17 protein-coding genes and 1 other RNA gene are annotated in these 21246 nt (G+C 60.6%); 9 read left to right on the top strand and 9 right to left on the bottom strand.

Annotation, left to right across the window (positions count from 1 at the left end):
* Positions 1–59 precede the first annotated feature (59 nt).
* The 6 genes from DQ405_RS06590 to DQ405_RS06615 all read right to left on the bottom strand — a co-directional run bounded on the left by DQ405_RS06590 (position 60) and on the right by DQ405_RS06615 (position 9533).
* Positions 60–2501, bottom strand: a complete 2442-nt coding sequence (locus DQ405_RS06590; RefSeq protein ID WP_041756913.1) for a site-specific integrase — start codon at positions 2499–2501, stop codon at positions 60–62.
* Positions 2502–2599: 98 nt separating this feature from the next.
* Positions 2600–2978: a transfer-messenger RNA gene (gene ssrA, locus DQ405_RS06595) on the bottom strand.
* A gap of 153 nt (positions 2979–3131) precedes the next feature.
* On the bottom strand, positions 3132–3440 hold the full coding sequence (locus tag DQ405_RS06600) for a hypothetical protein (protein WP_168423448.1): 309 nt from the start codon (positions 3438–3440) through the stop codon (positions 3132–3134).
* A gap of 163 nt (positions 3441–3603) precedes the next feature.
* Complete coding sequence (locus DQ405_RS06605; RefSeq protein ID WP_168423449.1) at positions 3604–6441, bottom strand: FAD-binding and (Fe-S)-binding domain-containing protein; 2838 nt, start codon at positions 6439–6441, stop codon at positions 3604–3606.
* A 54-nt stretch (positions 6442–6495) separates the two neighbouring features.
* Complete coding sequence (gene lldD, locus DQ405_RS06610; protein ID WP_168423450.1) at positions 6496–7665, bottom strand: FMN-dependent L-lactate dehydrogenase LldD; 1170 nt, start codon at positions 7663–7665, stop codon at positions 6496–6498.
* Between the two features lie 173 nt (positions 7666–7838).
* On the bottom strand, positions 7839–9533 hold the full coding sequence (locus tag DQ405_RS06615) for an L-lactate permease (protein ID WP_168423451.1): 1695 nt from the start codon (positions 9531–9533) through the stop codon (positions 7839–7841).
* A 276-nt stretch (positions 9534–9809) separates the two neighbouring features.
* Between DQ405_RS06615 and DQ405_RS06620 the strand changes: the two genes are divergently transcribed.
* Entirely contained in the window at positions 9810–10598 is a 789-nt protein-coding gene (locus DQ405_RS06620) for an FCD domain-containing protein (RefSeq protein ID WP_168423452.1), read from the top strand.
* 82 nt (positions 10599–10680) lie between these two features.
* Here DQ405_RS06620 and smpB read toward each other — a convergent pair whose 3' ends face one another.
* Positions 10681–11163, bottom strand: a complete 483-nt coding sequence (smpB, locus tag DQ405_RS06625; protein WP_019340344.1) for an SsrA-binding protein SmpB — start codon at positions 11161–11163, stop codon at positions 10681–10683.
* A gap of 229 nt (positions 11164–11392) precedes the next feature.
* On the opposite strand from smpB, the gene DQ405_RS06630 reads away from it, so the two are divergent.
* Together DQ405_RS06630 and DQ405_RS06635 are read left to right on the top strand one after the other, a co-directional pair.
* The gene (locus DQ405_RS06630; RefSeq protein ID WP_168423453.1) at positions 11393–11827 is read left to right on the top strand and encodes a type II toxin-antitoxin system RatA family toxin; all 435 of its coding nucleotides are present in this window, start codon (positions 11393–11395) and stop codon (positions 11825–11827) included.
* Positions 11820–12140: an RnfH family protein gene (locus tag DQ405_RS06635; RefSeq protein WP_168423454.1), complete on the top strand. Its 321-nt coding sequence runs from the start codon at positions 11820–11822 to the stop codon at positions 12138–12140. The genes DQ405_RS06630 and DQ405_RS06635 overlap by 8 nt, the downstream gene beginning before the upstream one ends.
* Positions 12141–12196: 56 nt before the next feature.
* Here DQ405_RS06635 and DQ405_RS06640 read toward each other — a convergent pair whose 3' ends face one another.
* Positions 12197–12700 carry an outer membrane protein assembly factor BamE gene (locus DQ405_RS06640; protein ID WP_168423455.1) on the bottom strand — a complete coding sequence of 168 codons (504 nt, stop codon included), beginning with the start codon at positions 12698–12700 and terminating at the stop codon, positions 12197–12199.
* 93 nt (positions 12701–12793) lie between these two features.
* On the opposite strand from DQ405_RS06640, the gene fur reads away from it, so the two are divergent.
* Complete coding sequence (gene fur, locus DQ405_RS06645; protein ID WP_158189797.1) at positions 12794–13201, top strand: ferric iron uptake transcriptional regulator; 408 nt, start codon at positions 12794–12796, stop codon at positions 13199–13201.
* Positions 13202–13254: 53 nt separating this feature from the next.
* On the opposite strand, the gene recN is transcribed toward fur, so the two are convergent.
* The gene (gene recN, locus DQ405_RS06650; protein WP_168423456.1) at positions 13255–14928 is read right to left on the bottom strand and encodes a DNA repair protein RecN; all 1674 of its coding nucleotides are present in this window, start codon (positions 14926–14928) and stop codon (positions 13255–13257) included.
* A 218-nt stretch (positions 14929–15146) separates the two neighbouring features.
* Here recN and grpE point away from each other — a divergent pair, with 218 nt between their 5' ends.
* The 5 genes from grpE (at position 15147) to carA (ending at position 21246) form a co-directional block, all read left to right on the top strand.
* Positions 15147–15716 carry a nucleotide exchange factor GrpE gene (grpE, locus tag DQ405_RS06655; protein WP_168423457.1) on the top strand — a complete coding sequence of 190 codons (570 nt, stop codon included), beginning with the start codon at positions 15147–15149 and terminating at the stop codon, positions 15714–15716.
* 95 nt (positions 15717–15811) lie between these two features.
* On the top strand, positions 15812–17725 hold the full coding sequence (dnaK, locus tag DQ405_RS06660) for a molecular chaperone DnaK (RefSeq protein WP_168423458.1): 1914 nt from the start codon (positions 15812–15814) through the stop codon (positions 17723–17725).
* 169 nt (positions 17726–17894) lie between these two features.
* A complete protein-coding gene (dnaJ, locus tag DQ405_RS06665) occupies positions 17895–19022 on the top strand; it encodes a molecular chaperone DnaJ (protein ID WP_168423459.1) in 1128 nt (375 codons plus the stop codon).
* Between the two features lie 77 nt (positions 19023–19099).
* Entirely contained in the window at positions 19100–19906 is an 807-nt protein-coding gene (gene dapB, locus DQ405_RS06670) for a 4-hydroxy-tetrahydrodipicolinate reductase (protein ID WP_168423460.1), read from the top strand.
* A gap of 191 nt (positions 19907–20097) precedes the next feature.
* Positions 20098–21246 carry a glutamine-hydrolyzing carbamoyl-phosphate synthase small subunit gene (gene carA / locus DQ405_RS06675; RefSeq protein WP_168423461.1) on the top strand — a complete coding sequence of 383 codons (1149 nt, stop codon included), beginning with the start codon at positions 20098–20100 and terminating at the stop codon, positions 21244–21246.

The following is a 21246-nucleotide window of genomic DNA, read 5'->3' on the forward strand; positions in this document are numbered from 1 at the left end:
TAATTGAGGGATGTGTAAAAAGGGCAGGAGCAGGGCCCCCGCCTCTGTTTGGCTAGGCCTTATGCGTACGATTTCCAGTGGCGTTTAGGGGCTCGCACGTTCGGAAATGGCGTGCCCACCGGCCGCCCGACTTTGAAGTCACCTTGTGCTTTTTTTAGCTCCTGATAGTGCCGGTAATGGATGTGATCCAAGCCAAGCCCGAAATCGATTTTGTCGATCTCGTCCTTGAGGACGTCTGACGGATAGCAGTCGCCATAGCCGCCAGTTGTACTTTTATCAGCGTGACCCACGAGTGCTTTAGCTTTCGCGAGGTCGAGGTTCTGTCTGCGGAATTGGTTGATAAAAGTATGCCGTAGGCCGTGATACGTCAGGCCCTCCTCTCCGAGGCCGCAGAGCCCCAAGTAGCCATGACTGCTCTGGCTTGAGCCCAGGTACCAACGACTCGCAACGTGCCCAGGAGAAAGATCACCGTAGACACGGATATTTTCGAAAAGAGGAGCTTTCATATCCTGCTTAACTATGTCCAGGCGAGCTTGGTGATAGTCGAGGAAGCCTGTCTCGATCAGCTGCTTGTGAATGGGCACTAGCCGTTCAGAGTCGGACGTTTTGAGTTGCTTCGACCCTGTCCGATTGATGCTGATGATCCAAGCGCCGAGCTCCTGCCGAATGTCTTCGAGCCGTAGCTGGCACAGCTCGCTGAGCCTCGCGCCGGTATAGAGGCCAAGCAGCGGCAACCAAAACTTGTAGTCGTCCAGACGCCAGCGAGGCGGCTGGGTCAGCGTGTAGGCCGGGCCGTGAAGAAGTTTCTCGATCTGGCTTGGGCTATAGGTGCGCTTCCTCGGGGCCTCGGCACCTTTGGTGCTGAATGCCAATCCGGCCGCGATATTTTCGGTGATGTGGCCTTGATCATGTGCGTAGGTGACAAGCGCCCGTGCCAGCTCAAAGAACTTTTTCGCGGTGCGTGGATTGATCGGCTCAAATTTCCCGTCGCTGATGATCTTGCTCAGCGGCTGATTACGGGTGGCGCGAAGGCGGTGCCGGTTCTTCGGATAGCTGCGCAGATGATCGCGTAGCGTGTTGAATTCAGCACGAGTCAGCGTTTCGACTTGCCGGTGCCCGCCAAGCAGCTCGCACAGGCCTTCCAGGCGGGCCCGAGCGGTAATGCGGGTCCGCGGATTAGCCCAGGCTCCTTCACGAATTTGCCGTTCTTCGTATTCCTTTACCAAAGCTGCGAGGCTCAACCCTGCGTTTGGACCGCACGCCGGCGAGACAATGCGTTCGTTGACAGAGGGCTGCGTAAAGAGGGTTTCAAGCTTGGCTTTCTGCGCGTCGGGCAGAACGCTCCCGAGCGCATTCAGCAACGCGAGCGTGCCAGGATCCTGTGGCGGTGCCGCAGCATCTGTCGGCGAGTTCAGCTCCGGAATCGTCTGCATAGGCTCGGTGGTTGCAGCAGAACCCAACATCCGCCGAACCAGGTCACCGATTTCCTGCATGGCTTGGGCGTAAGGATCTTGGTGATCGTCTTCCTGAAAGTAACGCAACAGCACCTTATCAACCTTCTGCAGCGTATACGTCAGCATGAGGACCGCAATGATGATGGAGCTAGTGAGCAGCTCAACCCGAAAGCTTTTCTTTTCTCTCAGATGCGCTTTCATGCACAGCGGATCAAGTTCGATAAGCATCACATAAAGCCCCGATTCCTCCTGCACCAAGAGCGCTCGATCAATGATGCGGAGCTTCAGATGCATCGCGTTGGCTTGCTGAAGATGAAAATGCAAAGCTTGCCGAGATTGCGGTAGTGCTGGGGGGATGTGCATGAGATTCCGACCCTGGTCTGGGCGGGCATGGCACAGGTATTCATAAAGCGTCATCGCTGTAAATGCAGGAGATTCTTTCGAATAGCGCCCTGGAGAGGGTGGGACGGTCTCGAGTACATCAAGGGCGGCGTAAATGTACCGGGCAGCGTCGCTGGCGACATTGTGATCGCAGGTTCCGAGCGGCCAGTCGAATCGTACGAATCCAACGCCAAGCGCTTTCACCAGTGCGGGCGTTGGTGTCAGTGCGAAGAAAATTTCGCACCCTGGCTCGTGACTATAGAGCACCACTCGCTCGGCACTGTCCTTCATCATGCGAGCGTGGGCGACCGAAAGGTCTTGGTTCGCGAGCTTCATTGGCGACGGGCGGACTTTCCAAACCCGGTCGGCGAATTTGAGTGCTTCCGCTACCGCTAAGTGAAACCTTTGAAGGTCAGCCAACAGTCGGTCAGAAAAGAGCTCGACATAGTGCTCGGTCGCCTTGGCAAGGAACTGCTCGAAAGCCGTGTTCAGATACCTCGCAAGGTCGCGGGCAAGCGCTTCGTCGTGGCTGAGCGACCACCGGATTTGCGCAGGCAGTTTCGGGTTGGCCGCGAAATGCTTCGGGAATGTGAGGTAGTACTGGAAGCCAGTGTTGGCTTGATAGACGAGGTGCGGAACACCTGTTTTGCTTTGGCGCTTGGACATGATGGCATACCTTTTGGATTCACAGACGGACTGTGAGTAATCCAATGCCATCAAATCTGGCCTGAAACCCGCGTTCTAGACGGGTTTCAGTGTTGAATTGGTGGAGCCGGGGGGATTTGAACCCCCGTCCGCCAGCTCTCCACTGTCGGTACTACATGCGTAGCCAAATCTATTAAGTTAACTCCGCGCCGCCCGATTGGCAGGGTGCTTGGAGCGAGCTGCATGAGTTTTAGCCGTTACGTCTGCAGCGAACTTGGCGGCGATCCTGTTCTATCTGACAGTCATTTCGGGTTTACAGGCATCCCCTAGTGACCGCTGGCGCCGAAGCGACCAGATGAAGGTTAGGCGGCTAGCGCGTACCCTTCGTAGTTGTCGTCGTTGGCAACTATAAGTTTGCAACAGTGGATTTACGAGTTCTGTTACCAACTCGGCATGCACCTAGAGCTTTGTTACCGGCGTCGAATCCTAATCGGCCCCATGAAGCGTAATGCAGCTTCATGTGCTGCGCAGTGTACGCCAGATGCTTGGCGACGTCGAACGCTTGGTTTCCTAGTTTGGGACATTTCGTCGGGATTCAAGAGGAAGTTGGAATTGGCAAGGCCAACCGCTGGCGGCCTTGCCTAGGCGCTATCAGTTGCCGGCGCCCGAGCCGGTGCCGCTGGTACCGGTGCTTCCGGAGCTGCCGGGACCCTCAAGCTCTTGTAGGGCTTTGGTCGAATGGGCGATGCAGGCCTCGGTGTCGCCGGATTGCTGGGCTTGGCGGGCCTGCTTGATCAGCTCTTCGACTTCGCTGCGTGCAGGCTCGCCGAGCGTGGCCTGGCTGGTGGCCATGTTGTCGTCGATTTCCTGCATGTTGATCTGGCAGAGATCCTTTTCTGCGGCGAATGCAGCGGGACTGGCGATCAGAGCGGCTGCAGCAAGTAGAGCAAATTTTTTCATGAGATCCTCCAGGGAGATGTCTTCCCGGCGGGCCTGCCTGATTCTGCTATTGCGGCGGCGCCGAGGCGAGTCGAGCCCCTTCACACGCGGGGTTCATAAGTTCGGACTTCGGCTGCGCTTTAGCGTTTCATTTTTTTGACCGGCGCCTCTTGCTCTGGCTGCCTCAGGCAGGCACCTCGGCCGCTTTGGCTCGGCTATTTCGGTTTACCAGATAAACCAGCCCGTGATAGTCGATGCCACCGTGTTGCGACAGCCCGATTTCGCAGGTGCGGCTGGTGGAGATGCCTTCTTCGCACATCTGCACAGCGTTTTTCAGGCTGCGCAGCGAGTGCGCATTGAGCTCCGGGGTAGTGAACCCTTTGTCGCCGGCGAAGCCGCAGCAATGGATGCCTTCGGGGATCACCACCTGCGTGGCGCAGCGCCGGGCGATGTCGATCAGCGCCTGGGCTTCACCGAGGTGCTGGGTGCTGCACGTGACATGCACAGCGATCGGCGCCTGTTGGGGCTCGAAATCCAGCTTGTCCAGCAGATGGGTGCGGATGAAGCGCACCGGATCGAACACCTGCAAGCGGTCATCGGCCAGGTCCTGAGCCAGCCGCAGGGTGCAGGGGCTGGTGTCGCAGTAGATGGGATCGAGCCCGCCGCGGCTGGCCTTGAGCAGCGCATCGAGGGTTTCCTGACGCTTGCGCTCGGCCTGTTCGGCATAGCCTTTGGAGGCGAACGGCTGGCCGCAGCAGAGGTTGTTCAGGTTGTCCGGAAAGACGACCTGGTAGCCGGCCTTCTCCAATAGGGCGCGGGTGGTGTCGAGTAGCGGTTCCTGCTCCTGATCACGGGCGGCCGGGCCCATGGCACGGGAGATGCAGGCAGCGAGATAGACCACGCGTGGACGTTCATCCTGTGGGGTCGGTTTGGGCAGATTCAGGCGCTGCAGCGGCTGCGGCATGGCCGGCGTCCATTGCGGTACGCGCCCCTTGCTGGCCTTGCTGAAGGCCGCCGAGGTCTTGCTCAGCAGGCGCGTGCCCATCATCAGGTGCGCGCCGTTGGCCACGTGCAGCATGAAACGCGTGCCTTGCACGGCGGTGCTGAAATGCTCGGCCAGCCAGTTGGCGGTGCCGGTGTTGTGCGCGTCCCTACCACGCAGCTTGCGTACCAGATCGCCGGTATTGATGCCCACCGGGCAGCGCTGGGCGCACAGGCCCGTCGCGGCGCAGGTCTCGACGCCGTGGTAGTGATAGAGACGTTCGATCTCGGTGGTATCGATGCCCGCGCGCTTGCGGGCCTGGATATCGCGCCAGACAACGATGCGCTGGCGCGGCGTGAGGGTCAGGCCATTGGACGGGCACACCGGCTCGCAGAAACCGCATTCGATGCACTTGTCGACGATCTCGTCGGCGGCCGGCATCGGCTTGAGGTTTTTCAGGTGGACCTGAGGATCTTCTGACAGCACTACATCCGGGTTGAGGATGCCTTGCGGGTCGAGCAGGCGCTTGATCTGCCACATCAGCTGGTAGGCCTCGGCGCCCCACTCCAGCTCGACGAAGGGCGCCATGTTGCGCCCGGTGCCGTGCTCGGCCTTGAGCGCACCGCCGAATTCCACAGCCACCAGTTGCGCCACATCGCCCATGAAGGCTTCGTAGCGGGCGACCTGCGCCGGATCGTCGAAGCCCTGGGTGAAGACAAAGTGCAGGTTGCCTTCCAGTGCATGACCGAACAGGATCGCCTCGTCGTAGCGGTGCTTGTCGAGCAGTTCGAGCAGGCGGTTGACGCCCTCGGCCAGACGCTCAACTGGGAAGGTCACGTCCTCGATGATCACTGTAGTGCCGGTCTGGCGCACCGCACCGACCGCTGGAAAGGTGTCCTTGCGGATGCGCCAGAGCTGGTTGTAGACCGCCGGGTCTTCGCTGAAGTCGACCTGCTTCTCCACCGGGAAATGGGTGATGGAAGCCATGATCAGCTTGATCTGCTCGTGCAGCAGTGACTGGCTGGCCGCACGCGACTCGATCAGCAGCGCACAGGCGGTCGGTGACAGCGCCTTCACCCACTCCGGCAGGCCCTTCATGTTTTCCACCGAGCGCATGCTGCGCCGGTCCAGCAGCTCCACCGCCGACACCGGTTGCTGCTTGAGCACCGGCACGGCCCGACAGCAGCTTTCCACGTCGGGGAAGACCACCAGTGCGCTGGCCTTGTGCGGATGATCCGGCACGGTGTCGTAGGTCACCGCGCTGATAAAGCCGAGGGTGCCCTCGGAGCCGACCATCAGGTGGTTGAGGATGTCCAGCGGCTCGTCGTAATCGACCAGCGCATTGAGCGAAAAACCAGTGGTGTTCTTCAGCCGATACTTGTGACGAATCTTCGCCGCCAGCTCGGTGTTGGCGCGCGTCGAGCGGCCCAGTTCTGCGAGCTGATCGAGCAACGCGACGTGACTCTGACGGAAGGCGGCGACGCTGGATGCATCCTCGCTGTCGAGCACGGTGCCGTCGGCCAGCACCAGGCGCAGACCGGAGAGAGTCTTGTAGCTATTTTGTGCCGTGCCACAGCACATGCCGCTGGAATTGTTGGCGACGATGCCGCCGATCTTGGCCGCGTTGATCGAGGCCGGGTCGGGGCCGATCTTGCGTTGGAACGGAGCCAGCGCCGCGTTGGCGTTGGCGCCGATGACGCCCGGCTGCAGGCGGATCTGCTCACCGCCGTTACGAATCTCGCGGCCGTTCCAGTGATCACCGAGCACGATCAGCACCGAGTCGGAAATCGCCTGGCCGGACAGGCTGGTACCGGCGGCACGAAAGGTCATCGGCACGCGCTGGGCGTGGGCCAGTTGCAGCAGTCCCACCACCTCGGCTTCGGACTCGACGCGCACCACCAGCTTGGGAATCAGCCGGTAGAAGCTCGCGTCGGTGCCGAAAGCCAGCGTGGACAGGGGATCGTCGAAGCGCCGCTCTGCCGGTATCAACCGTTCGACAGCAGCGAGAAAGTCGTTCGGCAGGGCGGCAGGCGCGTTCATATACGGGGCTCCGGGGATGAAGCGGCCGCGCCGGGACGCGCGGCCTCGTGAGGCTTATTCGACGTGTTTGGTGGTCTGGTATTGACCCAGTTCGCGAACCAGCGAATCGGTGGTGATCTCGCTGATGGATTTGGCACCGGTAAGCACCATTGCCACGCGCATCTCCTTGTCGATCAGGTTGAGCAGGTTGGTCACGCCGGCTTCGCCATCCGCTGCCAGCGCATAGGCGAAGGCGCGACCGAGCATGACGGTGTCGGCGCCCAGGGCGATCATGCGAACCACGTCCAGGCCGCTGCGGATGCCTGAGTCGGCGAGAATCTTCAGATCACCCTTGACCGCATCCGCGATGGCCGGCATCGCGCGGGCGCTCGACAGCACGCCATCGAGCTGACGGCCGCCATGGTTGGAGACGATGACGCCATCGGCACCAAAGGTCACCGCGTCACGGGCGTCCTCGGCGTCGAGGATGCCCTTGATCACCATCGGGCCGTCCCAGAATTCACGGATCCACTCCAGGTCCTTCCAGGAAATGGATGGATCGAAGTTGGCTGCGAGCCAGCCGATGTAGTCCTCGAGACCAGTGGGATGCCCGCGGTAGGTGGAGATATTGCCCAAATCGTGCGGCTTGCCGTGTAGGCCCACGTCCCATGCCCAGAACGGGTGGGTCATGGCCTGCAACATGCGGCGCATGTTGGCGTTGGGGCCGCTCATTCCGGAGTGAGCGTCCCGGTAGCGGGCGCCCGGGGTCGGCATATCCACGGTGAACACCAGGGTGGTGACGCCGGCTGCCTTGGCGCGCTCCAGGGCGTTTTTCATGAAGCCGCGGTCCTTTAGCACATAAAGCTGGAACCACATGGGGCGCTTGATGGCTGGTGCGACTTCTTCGATCGGGCAGACCGATACGGTGGACAGGGTGAAGGGGATGCCTTTCTTGTCGGCGGCGCGTGCGGCCTGGACTTCGCCTCGGCGGGCGAGCATGCCGGTCAGGCCGACCGGAGCCAGCGCAACCGGCATCGACAGGGTTTCGCCGAACAATTGGGTTTCCAGGCTGAGTTCGGACATGTTGCGCAGCACGCGCTGGCGCAGGGCGATGCTGGCCAGGTCGTCGACGTTGCGCCGCAACGTGTACTCGGCGTAGGCACCGCCATCGACATAGTGGAACAGGAACGGCGGCAGTTTGCGTTTGGCGGCAGCGCGGTAATCCGTGGAGGCAGAGATGATCATCGTTGTTCTCACCGGTTGAAACGAGGTAAGTCTCGTGATGCTTCCCCATAGATGAGGGCACCGTTATCGATCTGGCTTGCCCGATCAGACCGCTTGGTGCGAATTGCGCGGTGAGGCTGGTCGGGTTTTGGTACGTCCTTGCGCCGAACTGGTCGGGGCAAGGAGCTACATCATCAGACGCCGACCAGTGGGTCCGTCACCCCCAGCAGGTAGATCGCCACCATGCCGATCACACCGGTGAACAGCACGTAGTACAGGGTAGGCCAAACGGTCTTGCGCAGGGTGACGCCTTCGCGGCCCAGCAAGCCGACCGTGGCAGAGGCAGCAACCACGTTGTGAATTGCAACCATGTTGCCGGCAGCGGCGCCAACCGCCTGGGTGGCGACGATCATGGCGCCGGAGATGCCCAGCGACTGCGCCACACCGAACTGGAACTGGCTGAACATCATGTTGCTGACCGTATTCGATCCAGCCAGGAAGGCACCTAGCGCACCCACCGAAGGTGCCAGCAGTGGGTAAATGCCACCGACGCTGTCCGCGACATAGCGCGCCATGGCGATCGGCATGCTCGGCAGATCACCGGCGTTGACGCCTGAGTTAATCAGGATGCGCACCATCGGCACGGTGAACAGCAGCACGAAGCCGGCGCTGAGCAGCACGCTGCTGGATTCCTTCACCGCAGCTTTAAGTTCGGCCGCACGCATGCCATGCATGAAGAAGGTGATCAGCACGACGGCGACCAGTATGCCACCCGGCAGGTAGAGCGGCTCGATGCTGGCGCTGATACCTGCCTCGCCGAGGATGTTGGCGAAGGCGATGGAGACCGATTTCAGGGCGGCGGTGACGGGCGGGAAGATGCGGCTGATCACCAGAATCGCACCTACCAGCACGTAGGGCAGCCAGGCACGGAAAGCGCTCATTGGACGCGCGGCGAGGTCGTCGAGCTTCATCTCGATGGTACCGATCCACTCGGCCGGCCAGTCTTTCGCATCGGCAAAGTCCCAAGGCGTCTTCGGCACCAGGAAATTAAAGCGAGCGGCGGTGGTGACGATGGCCAGGCCGATCAGGCCGCCCAGCAGCGATGGGAATTCTGGACCAAGCAGGACGCCGGTGGCGACATAGGGCAGCGTGAAAGCCAGGCCCGCAAAGATCGCAAAGGGCAGGACTTCGAGGCCGGCTTTCCAGCTTTTTTCCTTGCCGAAGAACCGCGTCAGCATCATCGCCATGATCAGCGGCATTACGGTGCCGACGATGGCGTGGGTGATCGCCACGCTGCTGGTGATCTGTTGCAGGAACAGCTCCCAGCTCGATCCCTGCGCTGTCAGCTGCGCGCCCAGAGTGGCGGTGTCCAGGCCACTGTTCACGCCGACCACGATAGGTGTGCCGACCGCCCCGAACGATACCGGTGTGCTCTGTACCAGCATGCCCATCAATACCGCAGCCATGGCCGGGAAACCGACGGCAACCAGCAAGGGCGCGGCGATAGCGGCCGGGGTGCCGAAACCCGAGGCTCCCTCAATGAAGCAGCCAAACAGCCAGGCGATGATGATGGCCTGGATGCGACGGTCAGGACTGATAGTCGTGAATCCTGCGCGGATGGCAGTGATCCCACCGGAGTGCTTGAGGGTGTTCAGCAGCAGAATCGCGCCGAAGATGATCCACAGCAAGCCAATGGTAATCACCAGGCCCTGCAGGGTTGAGGCGATTATCCGGGTGAAACTCATATCCCAGATGAACAGGCCGATGGCCGCGGTGAACAGGAATACGACCGGCATGGCGCGGCTGGCCGGCCAGCGCAGCCCAATCAACAGCACGGCGGCGAGCAGGATCGGGGTGAAGGCAAACAGGGCGAGCAGTCCGTTAGACATGTCAGGCTCCCATGGTCATAGAGTGCGGATGGGGGCCCGGCTGGACCTGCGACGAGCGGAAATCTGGAGACCGCATTGGTAGTCCTCTTCTTGTTGGGCTCTACGAATTGTAAATTGGTAATACCAATTTAAAAAAGAGCTCGGCCAGCGTAAGAGTTCGCTTGCTGCTGCGTCAATTAGCCAGCTATAGACTTTGGTCGCAACGCGGCGTGTTGCAGTGCACTGGATGCGTGGATACGCTGAGTAAGTTCAAGTGGTCAAACCAATCGAGGTGTCATGGAATTTGGAATGGTGCGTCAACGACGTCTGGCCGATAACATCGTCGAGCAGCTCGAAACCATGATTCTCGAAGGCACCCTCAAGGCCGGCGAGCGCCTGCCTGCCGAGCGCGTGTTGGCCGAGCAGTTCGGTGTCTCTCGACCTTCGTTGCGAGAGGCCATTCAAAAACTCGCGGCGAAGGGGTTGTTGGTCAGCCGCCATGGCGGCGGCAATTTCGTGGCTGAATCCCTCGGTTCGACGTTCAGCGATCCGCTGTTGCATCTGCTGGAAAACAACGCCGATGCGCAGCGCGATTTGCTTGAATTCCGCCATACGCTGGAAGGCAGTTGCGCTTATTACGCCGCGCTACGTGCAACCGACGTCGACCGACAGCGGCTCGGGGAAGCCTTCGCAGCGTTGCAGGACTGCTATCTGCGCGAAAGCACGGTAACCCGGGCCGAAGAGGGCGCCGCAGATGCACGCTTTCACCTTGCGATTGCCGAGGCAAGCCACAACGCCGTGTTGCTGCACACGATCCGCGGTCTGTTCGATCTGCTCAAGCGCAACGTGGTGACCAATATTGGTGGCATGTATGCCTTGCGCAAGGAGACCCGCAACATGCTCATGCAGCAACATCAGGAGCTGTACGATGCGATCATCGCCCGGCAGGCCAACGAGGCGCGCGACGTGATTCATCGACACATCAGCTATGTGCAGGAAGTGCTCGCCGAAGGGCAGCAGGAAGCGCAGCGGCTAGCACGAGCGCAACGCCGGCAGGGAAAGACGGAGAAGCCTGCAGAGGGATGATCGGTTGGGGTGGCGAGGCGAGCGAATCCGGTATGGCGAGCAGGGCGGTTGACGTGCTCCCGATCTGCTCGCAGGGGCGAGGTCAGTCTTCCTTGCCCTTGGTGCGCATGGCGCGCTGGATTTCGCGGTCGGAGTCACGTTCCTTCTCGGTGTGCCGCTTGTCGAATTCCTTCTTGCCCTTGCCCAGGGCGATGTCGCACTTGATCAGGTGCTTTTTCCAGTAGATCGACAGCGCCACGCAGGCATAGCCTTTCTGCTGCACTGCGCCGAACAGCTTGCCCAGCTCACGCTTGTTCAGCAGCAGCTTGCGGGTGCGCGTGGGGTCGGCAATCACGTGAGTGCTGGCGGTGGTCAGCGGCGTGATGTGGCAACCCATCAGCCAGGCTTCGCCGTCCTTGAGCAAGACGTAGCTGTCGACCAGTTGCGCCTTGCCGGCACGCAAGCTTTTGACTTCCCAGCCGGCCAGAACGAGGCCAGCCTCGAATTTCTGTTCGATGAAGTAGTCGTGTAGCGCTTTCTTGTTCAGCGCGATGGTCCCGGGGGACTGTTTCTTCTGTTTGGCCATAGGCTGCGCATTATAGGGAGTCGCGTGGCGGCTGGCGATAACCAGCACGCTGCGACGGTACGAAACTTGAGAGGGGTGCGCTTATCCCCGACAATGTGCAATCTTTACATGCGTTCTGGTTCGGGAAACTGCCCCGCGGCGGAACCTGCATGATCACCCTGCTCTCGGTGAGTCGTCGCTGGCTATGGCTGCGTTTGCCGATTGTCGAATGACGAAGTAGAAGGACTGAATGACGACGCATATTCAACGTTCGGCATTGCTGCCGTACCCGGCGCACGCGCTATTCGACATGGTGAATGACGTAGCTAGCTATCCGCAGTTTCTGCCCTGGTGTTCGGCTACCGAGGTCTTGTCCAGCAGCGAAACCCAGATGCAGGCCAGCATGACAGTGGCGAAAGCCGGCATGAGTCAACGCTTCCTTACACGCAACGAGTTACAGGCGGGCAAGCGTATCGAGATGAAATTGGAGGAAGGCCCTTTCAGCCACTTGCATGGCATTTGGGAATTCAAGGCGCTAGGCGAGAAGGCCTGCAAGATCAGCCTCGACCTTACCTTCGATTACGCGGGGCCGCTGGTTCGGGCGACTTTGGGTCCGCTGTTCAATCAGGCTGCGAATACGTTGGTCGATGCGTTCTGCGACAGGGCGAAGCAGTTGTATGGATAGGTCAGTCATTGCGGTTGAGGTCGTTTACGCGCTGGCCGATAAGCAAAAGCTGCTACGGCTGACCGTGCCTCAGGGCACCACCGTGCGCGAGGCTGCGCTGCGTTCGGGCATGGAAGGCTTCTTTCCGGGCCTGGACCTCGCCACGTCACCGCTTGGCATCTTCGGTAAGGCGGTGCCCAGGCCGGACGAGCGCGTGCTGGAAGAGGGCGAAAGGGTTGAAATCTATCGGCCGCTTATCGCTGATCCAAAGGAGGTACGTAAGCAGCGCGCGGCGAAGGCGGCGCAAAACAAGGCCAGTGGATCAGCCGCCTAGGCAGTGTTCAGCAATAAAAAAGCCCGGCATGCCGGGCTTTTGTTTGTCTGTCTTGCCTAGTTTGTTTCCAGGCGATCCGGGGTGGGGACTGGGACTGGCTCGGCGGCATCGACGTCCCGCTGAATCTGTTCGAGCAACGAACCGGGCTCGATGGCTTCTGGCTCGGTGCGAACCGGCGCCTCGCTGGCAGGAAGATCTGTGCCGAGAATCGCTTCATCGCGGCTGACGCCAGGCTTGAAGTCTCCCGCCAGGCCTGCCAGTTGGTCGTTGGCATTGAACATCAGGCTGACCCGCTCCTGCTGGCGCTGACTGCCGCCAGGCTGGATGCTGTACAGATAATCCCAGCGATCGGCATGGAAGGTATCGGTGATCAGCGGGTTGCCCATGATAAACCGTACTTGTGAACGGGTCATTCCCGGGCGTAACTGGTCTATCATGTCTTGCGTAACGACATTGCCCTGTTGAATGTCGACCTTGTAAACCCCGGGGAATGAACAACCGGCGAGTGCGAACAGGCCCACAAGTGTGAGGCTGGACAGCATGAGCTTGGTGTTTTGCATCGGTAGGTGACTTCCACTATCTTGGCTGGGCAAAGGCCGGATCATACCCGTATTGAAGGAGGCTGCGAAACAGCAGCAACGAGAAAGCCAACCATGGTTGAAAATAGCGAACTACGCAAAGCGGGCCTCAAAGTAACCCTGCCACGGGTCAAAATCCTGCAGATGCTGGATACCACCGATCAGCGCCACATGAGCGCTGAAGATGTCTATAAGGCATTGATGGAAGCCGGCGAAGATGTCGGTCTGGCAACGGTATACCGTGTACTGACGCAATTCGAGGCGGCCGGGCTTGTGGTCCGGCACAACTTCGATGGCGGCCATGCGGTGTTCGAGCTGGCTGACAGTGGCCATCACGACCACATGGTCTGCGTTGACAGCGGCGATGTGATCGAGTTTTTCGATTCCGAGATCGAGAAACTGCAGAAAGAGATCGTCAAGCGCCACGGTTACGAGCTGGTGGACCATAACTTGGTGCTCTACGTGCGCAAGAAGGCCGACTGACTCGTCGATGCCGGAACAGGAAGGCGACCCGAGGGTCGCCTTTTTTGTGCTTGTCAGGCCTGTGCTGAACCTATCATCTGCCGGGCATGGGCCAGTGCCTGCTCGGTCAGATCAACGCCGCCGAGCATCCGGGCGATCTCTTCGACGCGATCGCCTCCTTCCAGGGCTGCCACTGCCGTGTGGGTCTCATCACTTCCGCGAGCCTTGTGCACGAACAGATGATGATGCCCTTGCGCCGCTACCTGCGGCAGGTGAGTCACGGTAAGTACCTGACCGCGTTCGCCGAGACGTCGCAGCAGCTGACCAACCACTTCGGCGGTGGGGCCGCCAATGCCGACATCCACTTCGTCGAATACCAGGGTCGGCGTTCGTGAGGTCTGTGCCGTGATGACCTGAATCGCCAGGCTTATCCGCGACAGCTCGCCTCCGGATGCAACCTTCGCCAGTGGGCGTAGTGGCTGCCCCGGGTTGGCGCTGACAAGAAATTCCACCTGTTCCAATCCATGCGGCATAAGGTCGCCTGTCGGTGTGGGTTTGAGTACCACGTTGAATTTGCCACCAGGCATTCCCAGTCGCTGTATCTCCGCTTCGACCGCGACAGCAAGGGATTCGGCCGCTTGTTGGCGGGCGCGGCTCAGCTCTTCGGCCTTTTCATGATTGTGCTGAGCGTACGCGGCGAGCTCTTCGCCTAATTGCTCCAGCGCATCGTCGTCAGCGTTCAGGCTTTCCAGCTCTTCGAACAGGCTTTGTTGCAGCGCGGGCAACTCCTGCGGTTGTACCCGATGTTTGCGGGCCAGGGTATAGATGCTGTCGAGGCGTTCTTCCAGCGCCTGTTGACGCTGCGGATCGGAGTCGAAATGGTCGAGGAAGCGATTCAGCTCGCCGACAGCTTCTTCCACCTGAATCTGCGCGCTGGACAGCAGGTTGACTGCCTCGCCAAGCGCGCCCGGCTGGTTCTGAAAGCCGGTAAGCCGCTGCAGGCTAGAGGTTAGCGCTGACAGGACATTGCCTGCATCGCTCTCGCTGCACAGGTCGATCACCTGGCGGCAGGCGCCGAGCAGATGCTCCGCGTTGGCGAGGTTTTTGTGCTCATGTTCCAGCTGCTCCAGCTCTTCTTCGCCAAGCGCCAAGGTTTCCAGCTCTTCGAGCTGATAACTCAATAGCTGGTGGCGGGCACGCTGTTCATCGCTACTGTTGCTCAGGCGTTCCAGCGTCTGCCGGGTCTGGCGCCAGCGCTGCGCTGCAAGTTGCACCTGACGGGCCAGGTCCTGGCTGCCGCCATATTCGTCGAGCAGTCGTCGGTGGGTGTCGAGCTTGAGCAGCGACTGGTGTTCATGCTGGCTGTGAATGTCGATCAGCAACTCGCCGAGCGCCTTCAAATCGCCCTGCGGGCAAGGCGTGCCGTTGATGTAGCCACGCGAGCGGCCTTCTGCCGTGATCACGCGGCGGAGGATGCATGGACCTTCATTGTCCAGGTCGCGCTCGGCCAGCCAAGCGCGTGCATCAGGGATGTCATCCAGGTCGAAGCTGGCGAGGATGTCGGCCTTGTCCGCGCCAATACGCACCACGCTGCTGTCGGCGCGATCGCCAAGTGTCAGCCCCAGGGCATCGAGCATGATCGATTTGCCGGCTCCGGTTTCGCCGCTGATCACGCTCATGCCTCGCTTCAGTTCGAGGTCGAGGTGCTCGACGATGGCGTAGTTGTGAACAGACAGATGAACCAGCATGGCAGGGCTCCCACTCAGTTGACTGGGTATTTATACAGTGCTTCCGCTTGGCGCTACAAGTTGCTTAATAGGTTGTATGTAAACAAAACGTGCGATTGGTCGTTGGTCCGCGATTGAAAGCTGATGTCATTTTCGCCCTTGAAGCTTGACTTGCCGCCCCCATATAGCCGCACAAGCGCGGGCCGACCGCTCGCTGATGTGTTGATGAGGAGGACCGCATGGCGGACGAGCAGAACCTGGAAAACCAGATCCCTGAAGAGAACGAGAGCGCCCAAGCTGAAGTCACCGAAGATCTGACTGCCCGTGTGCAGTCTCTTGAGGAGCAACTCGCGGCGGCGCAGGATCAGTCCCTGAGAGTGGCGGCGGAACTGCAGAATATTCGACGTCGTGCCGAACAGGATGTTGAGAAGGCACACAAGTTTGCGCTGGAGAAGTTCGCAGGCGACCTGCTGGCCGTCGCTGACAGCCTGGAGCGCGGGCTCGAGCTGTCGAGCCCGGATGACGAAGCCGTCAAGCCGATGCGCGAGGGCGTGGAGCTGACGCTCAAGCTGCTTATCGACACCCTGGCGCGGCATCAGCTGGTGCCGGTCGACCCACAGGGCGAGCCCTTCAACCCCGAGCATCACCAGGCCATGGCCATGGAAGAAAGCACCCATGCCGAGCCGGGCAGCGTGCTCAAAGTATTCCAGAAGGGCTACCTGCTGAACGGTCGTCTGCTGCGTCCGGCGATGGTGGTGGTCAGCAAGGCGCCAGCAGAAACCCCGCCTTCGATTGATGAGAAGGCTTGAATTCCGGCTACTGACCCCCATCTGGTAGCCAAGCGTTTTTGTGTTACCCGCAGCCGGTAAACAGGCGCGGACCAATCAAGTTCGGAGAGAAGCACATGGGCAAAATTATCGGTATCGACCTGGGAACGACCAACTCCTGCGTCTCCATCCTGGAAAACGGCAAAGCCAAGGTGATCGAGAACGCCGAAGGCGGCCGCACCACCCCGTCGATCATTGCATACGCCAATGATGGCGAAATTCTGGTCGGCCAGTCCGCCAAGCGTCAGGCCGTTACCAACCCGCACAACACTCTGTATGCGGTGAAGCGTCTGATCGGTCGTCGTTTCGATGAAGACGTGGTGCAGAAAGACATCCAGATGGTCCCCTACAAGATCGTCAAGGCGGACAACAATGACGCCTGGGTTGAAGTCAGCGGCCAGAAAATGGCACCGCCGCAGATCTCTGCGGAAATTCTGAAGAAGATGAAGAAGACCGCCGAAGACTACCTCGGCGAGCCAGTGACCGAGGCGGTGATCACCGTTCCGGCCTACTTCAACGACAGCCAGCGTCAGGCCACCAAGGACGCCGGCCGTATCGCCGGTCTGGACGTCAAGCGCATCATCAACGAACCGACCGCGGCCGCGCTGGCCTATGGCATGGACAAGGCCAAGGGCGACCACACTGTCATCGTCTATGACCTGGGTGGCGGTACCTTCGACGTGTCGGTGATCGAAATCGCCGAAGTTGACGGTGAGCACCAGTTCGAAGTGTTGGCTACCAACGGTGACACCTTCCTCGGTGGTGAGGACTTCGACATTCGCCTCATCGACTACCTCGTCGACGAGTTCAAGAAAGAAACCGGCATGAACCTCAAGGGCGACCCGCTGGCCATGCAGCGCCTGAAGGAAGCCGCCGAGAAGGCCAAGATCGAGCTGTCCTCCAGCCAGCAGACCGACGTCAACCTGCCGTACATCACCGCAGACTCGACCGGTCCGAAGCACCTCAACGTGAAAATATCCCGTGCCAAGCTGGAAGCACTGGTCGAGGATCTGGTGCAGCGCACCATCGAGCCGTGCCGCATGGCCATGAAGGACGCCGGTATCGACGTGTCGAAGATCGACGACGTGATCCTGGTCGGCGGTCAGACTCGTATGCCGCTGGTGCAGCAGAAGGTCGCCGAGTTCTTCGGCAAGGAAGCGCGCAAGGACGTCAACCCGGACGAAGCCGTTGCCATGGGTGCCGCCATTCAGGGCGCCGTTCTGGCGGGTGACGTCAAGGACGTGCTGCTGCTCGACGTGTCCCCGCTGACCCTGGGTATCGAAACCATGGGTGGCGTGATGACCGCGCTGATCGAAAAGAACACCACCATCCCGACCAAGAAGTCGCAGGTATTCTCGACGGCTGATGACAACCAGAGCGCGGTAACCATTCACGTGCTGCAGGGTGAGCGCAAGCAGGCGGCGCAAAACAAGTCGCTGGGCCGTTTCGATCTGGCCGAGATCCCGCCGGCTCCGCGTGGCGTGCCGCAGATCGAAGTGACCTTCGACATCGACGCCAACGGCATCCTGCACGTATCGGCAAAGGACAAGGCCACCGGCAAGCATCAGTCCATCGTGATCAAGGCCAACTCCGGCCTGTCCGAGGAGGAAATCGAGCAGATGGTGCGTGACGCCGAGGCCAACGCCGAAGAAGACCGCAAGTTCGAAGAGCTGGTCACGGCGCGCAACCAGGGTGATCAGCTGGTCCATGCGACCCGCAAGATGCTGACCGAAGCCGGCGACAAAGCAACCGAAGAAGACAAGGCCAGCATCGAGAAGGCTATCGGCGAGCTGGAAGTGGCCATCAAGGGCGACGACAAGGCCGAGATCGAAGCCAAGATCGCTGCGGTTTCCCAGGCTTCCACTCCGCTGGCGCAGAAGATGTACGCCGAGCAGCCTCAGGGCGGCGAAGGTGAGCAGGCTGGCGACAACGGGCAGTCCGGTGACGACGTGGTCGATGCCGAGTTCGAAGAGGTCAAGGACAACAAGTAAGCTGCGGCTTATGGCCCCCATGACTTGGGGGAAAGCAGCGACCATATCGTTGTCGCTGCCTTCGCTCCGACCCGCAACGGCAATGCCGCGGCGGGCTTGATCGCCGCGCGGGGGCTTGCTCCCGCGTCGGCGTGTCTGGAGGGTACGAATTTGAAGGTTCAGGAAATTTATGGCCAAACGTGACTATTACGAAGTGCTGGGTGTCGAGCGCGGCGCTAGCGAGACGGAGCTAAAAAAAGCTTATCGGCGCCTTGCGATGAAGCATCATCCGGACCGTAATCCCGGAGACAAAGCCGCCGAAGACGCGTTCAAGGAAGCCAACGAGGCTTACGAAGTACTGTCCGATGCGAGCAAGCGTCAGGCCTACGACCAGTACGGTCACGCCGGCGTCGACCCGCAAATGGGTGCGGGAGCGGGCGGCGCTTATGGCGGCGCCAACTTCTCCGACATCTTCGGCGATGTATTCAGCGATTTCTTTACCGGCGCCCGCGGCAGCTCCCGTGGCGGTGCCCAGCGCGGCAGCGATCTGCGTTACACCCTGGAGCTGGATCTGGAGGAGGCTGTGCGTGGCACGACGGTGACCATCCGCGTGCCGACGCTGGTCGAGTGCAAGACCTGCGATGGTTCGGGTGCGAAGAAGGGCACCAGCCCGGTCACCTGTACCACGTGCGGCGGTATCGGTCAGGTGCGCATGCAGCAGGGCTTTTTCTCGGTACAGCAGACCTGCCCGCGCTGCCATGGCAGCGGCAAGATGATCTCCGATCCCTGTGGCAGTTGCCATGGTCAGGGTCGCGTCGAAGAGCAGAAGACGCTGTCGGTCAAGGTTCCGCCGGGCGTCGACACAGGCGACCGTATCCGTCTGACTGGTGAGGGTGAGGCGGGTGCTCAGGGCGGCCCGGCTGGTGATCTCTATGTCGTGGTCAACGTGCGTGAGCATCCGATCTTCCAGCGCGATGGCAAGCATCTGTATTGCGAGGTGCCGATCAGCTTCGCTGACGCAGCGTTAGGCGGCGAACTGGAGGTTCCGACGCTGGATGGTCGGGTCAAACTGAAAATTCCCGAGGGCACCCAGACCGGCAAGCAGTTCCGCCTGCGCGGCAAGGGCGTCGCACCGGTGCGCGGCGGCGCTGCCGGTGATTTGCTGTGTCGTGTCGCGGTGGAGACGCCGGTAAACCTGGGCAAGCGCCAGCGCGAGCTGCTCGACGAGTTCCGCAAGACGTTGCAGAGCGACAGTTCCCACTCGCCCAAGGCCAGCGGCTGGTTCGAGGGTATGAAGCGCTTTTTCGGCGACCTTTAACTCGGTGGCGGGCTGCGGGCGAAAGGCCTGGAAAGGCGCCTCCTGCAGCTTGAGCCTTGCAGCTTGGAGCTGTTTTTATGCGACGTATAGCAGTGATGGGCGCCGCGGGGCGCATGGGGAAAACTCTGGTCGAGGCTGTCCAACAGACAGGCGGCACCGCCGGGCTTACCGCGGCGATCGATCGGCCCGACAGCACCTTGGTCGGGGCTGATGCCGGAGAGTTGGCAGGCATTGGCCGCCTGGGCGTTCCGCTGATCGGTGATGCGGCGAAGGTGGTGGAAGAGTTCGATGTGCTGATCGATTTCACCCATCCCTCGGTAACGCTGAAGAATCTCGAGGTTTGCCGCCGCGTGGGGAAGGCGATGGTGATCGGGACCACCGGCTTTTCGGCTGAGGAGAAGGAGAGGTTGGCGGCGGCGGCGAAAGACATCCCGATCGTCTTCGCCGCCAATTTCAGTGTCGGCGTGAATTTGTGTCTGAAGCTGCTCGATACGGCGGCTCGGGTGCTGGGCGACGAGGTGGATATCGAGATCATCGAGGCGCATCACCGGCACAAGGTCGATGCGCCCTCGGGTACGGCGTTGCGCATGGGTGAAGTCGTCGCCGAGGCGCTGGGCCGCGATCTGCAGAAGGTGGCAGTGTACGGCCGCGAAGGACAAACCGGCGCACGGGCGCGCGATACCATCGGTTTCGCGACTGTCCGCGCCGGCGATGTGGTCGGCGATCATACGGTGCTGTTCGCCGCTGACGGTGAGCGAGTCGAGATCACCCACAAGGCTTCCAGTCGGATGACTTTCGCCAAAGGAGCAGTGCGCGCTGCGTTGTGGCTTGAGCAGCAGCCGGCGGGTTTATACGACATGCAAGACGTACTCGGGTTGCGTTGAGAAGGCTGTCGCCTGGCGCTCGGATGGATTTCGGCTAGACCTGAAAGGGCCTTTTCTGTAAGCTTCCCGTTTTAGTGTGTCCACTAAAAGTTGCGCAGAAATGACTCAAATAAAAAGCGGGATGACCTTCACACGTCATCCCGCTTTTTTACAATCTGCGCCTGCTTCAGCCTTGATCTTTGGGAGGTCTCTTGACTAAGCCAGCCCTTACGCCAGCCATTTTGGCCCTTGCCGATGGCAGTATCTTTCGCGGCGAATCCATCGGCGCCGATGGGCAAACCGTTGGTGAGGTGGTGTTCAACACCGCCATGACCGGCTATCAGGAAATCCTCACCGATCCTTCCTATGCCAAACAGATCGTCACCCTGACGTATCCGCATGTTGGCAATACCGGCACCACACCGGAAGATGCCGAGTCCTGGAAAGTCTGGGCCGCCGGCCTGGTGATCCGCGACCTGCCGCTGACTTCGAGCAGCTGGCGTGAAAAGCAGTCGCTGCCTGAATACCTCAAAGCCAACGGTACCGTGGCGATCGCGGGTATCGATACCCGTCGATTGACCCGCATTCTTCGCGAGAAGGGCGCCCAGGATGGTTGCATCCTTGCTGGGGATGATGCGACCGAAGAAAAAGCGCTGGAGCTGGCGCGCAGCTTTCCTGGGCTCAAGGGCATGGACCTGGCCAAGGAAGTCAGCGTCAAAGAGGCTTACGAGTGGCGGTCGAGCGTTTGGTGCCTGAAAGAGGACGGCCACGCCGAGATCCCGGCCAGCGAGCTGCCCTACCATGTCGTGGCTTTCGATTACGGTGTCAAGTACAACATCCTGCGCATGTTGGTCGCCCGCGGCTGCCGCCTTACCGTGCTGCCGGCCCAGGCTACCGCTAGCGATGCCCTGGCGTTGAAGCCGGACGGTGTGTTTCTGGCCAACGGCCCGGGTGACCCTGAACCATGCGACTACGCGATCAAGGCGATCCAGGAGATCCTGGAAACCGATATCCCGGTGTTCGGCATCTGCCTCGGCCACCAACTTCTGGCACTCGCCTCCGGCGCCACGACGGTGAAGATGCCTAATGGGCACCACGGCGCCAACCACCCGGTACAGGATCTGGACACTGGCGTGGTGATGATCACCAGCCAGAACCATGGCTTCGCTGTAGACGAGGCCAGCCTGCCGAGTAACCTGCGTGCGACGCACAAGTCGCTGTTCGACGGCACCTTGCAAGGCATCGAGCGCACCGACAAAGTCGCCTTCAGCTTCCAGGGGCATCCCGAAGCGAGTCCCGGGCCGCATGATGTGGCGCCGCTGTTCGACCGCTTCATCGATGCCATGGCCAAGCGCCGCTAA

Source organism: Pseudomonas sp. SST3, assembly GCF_003325755.1.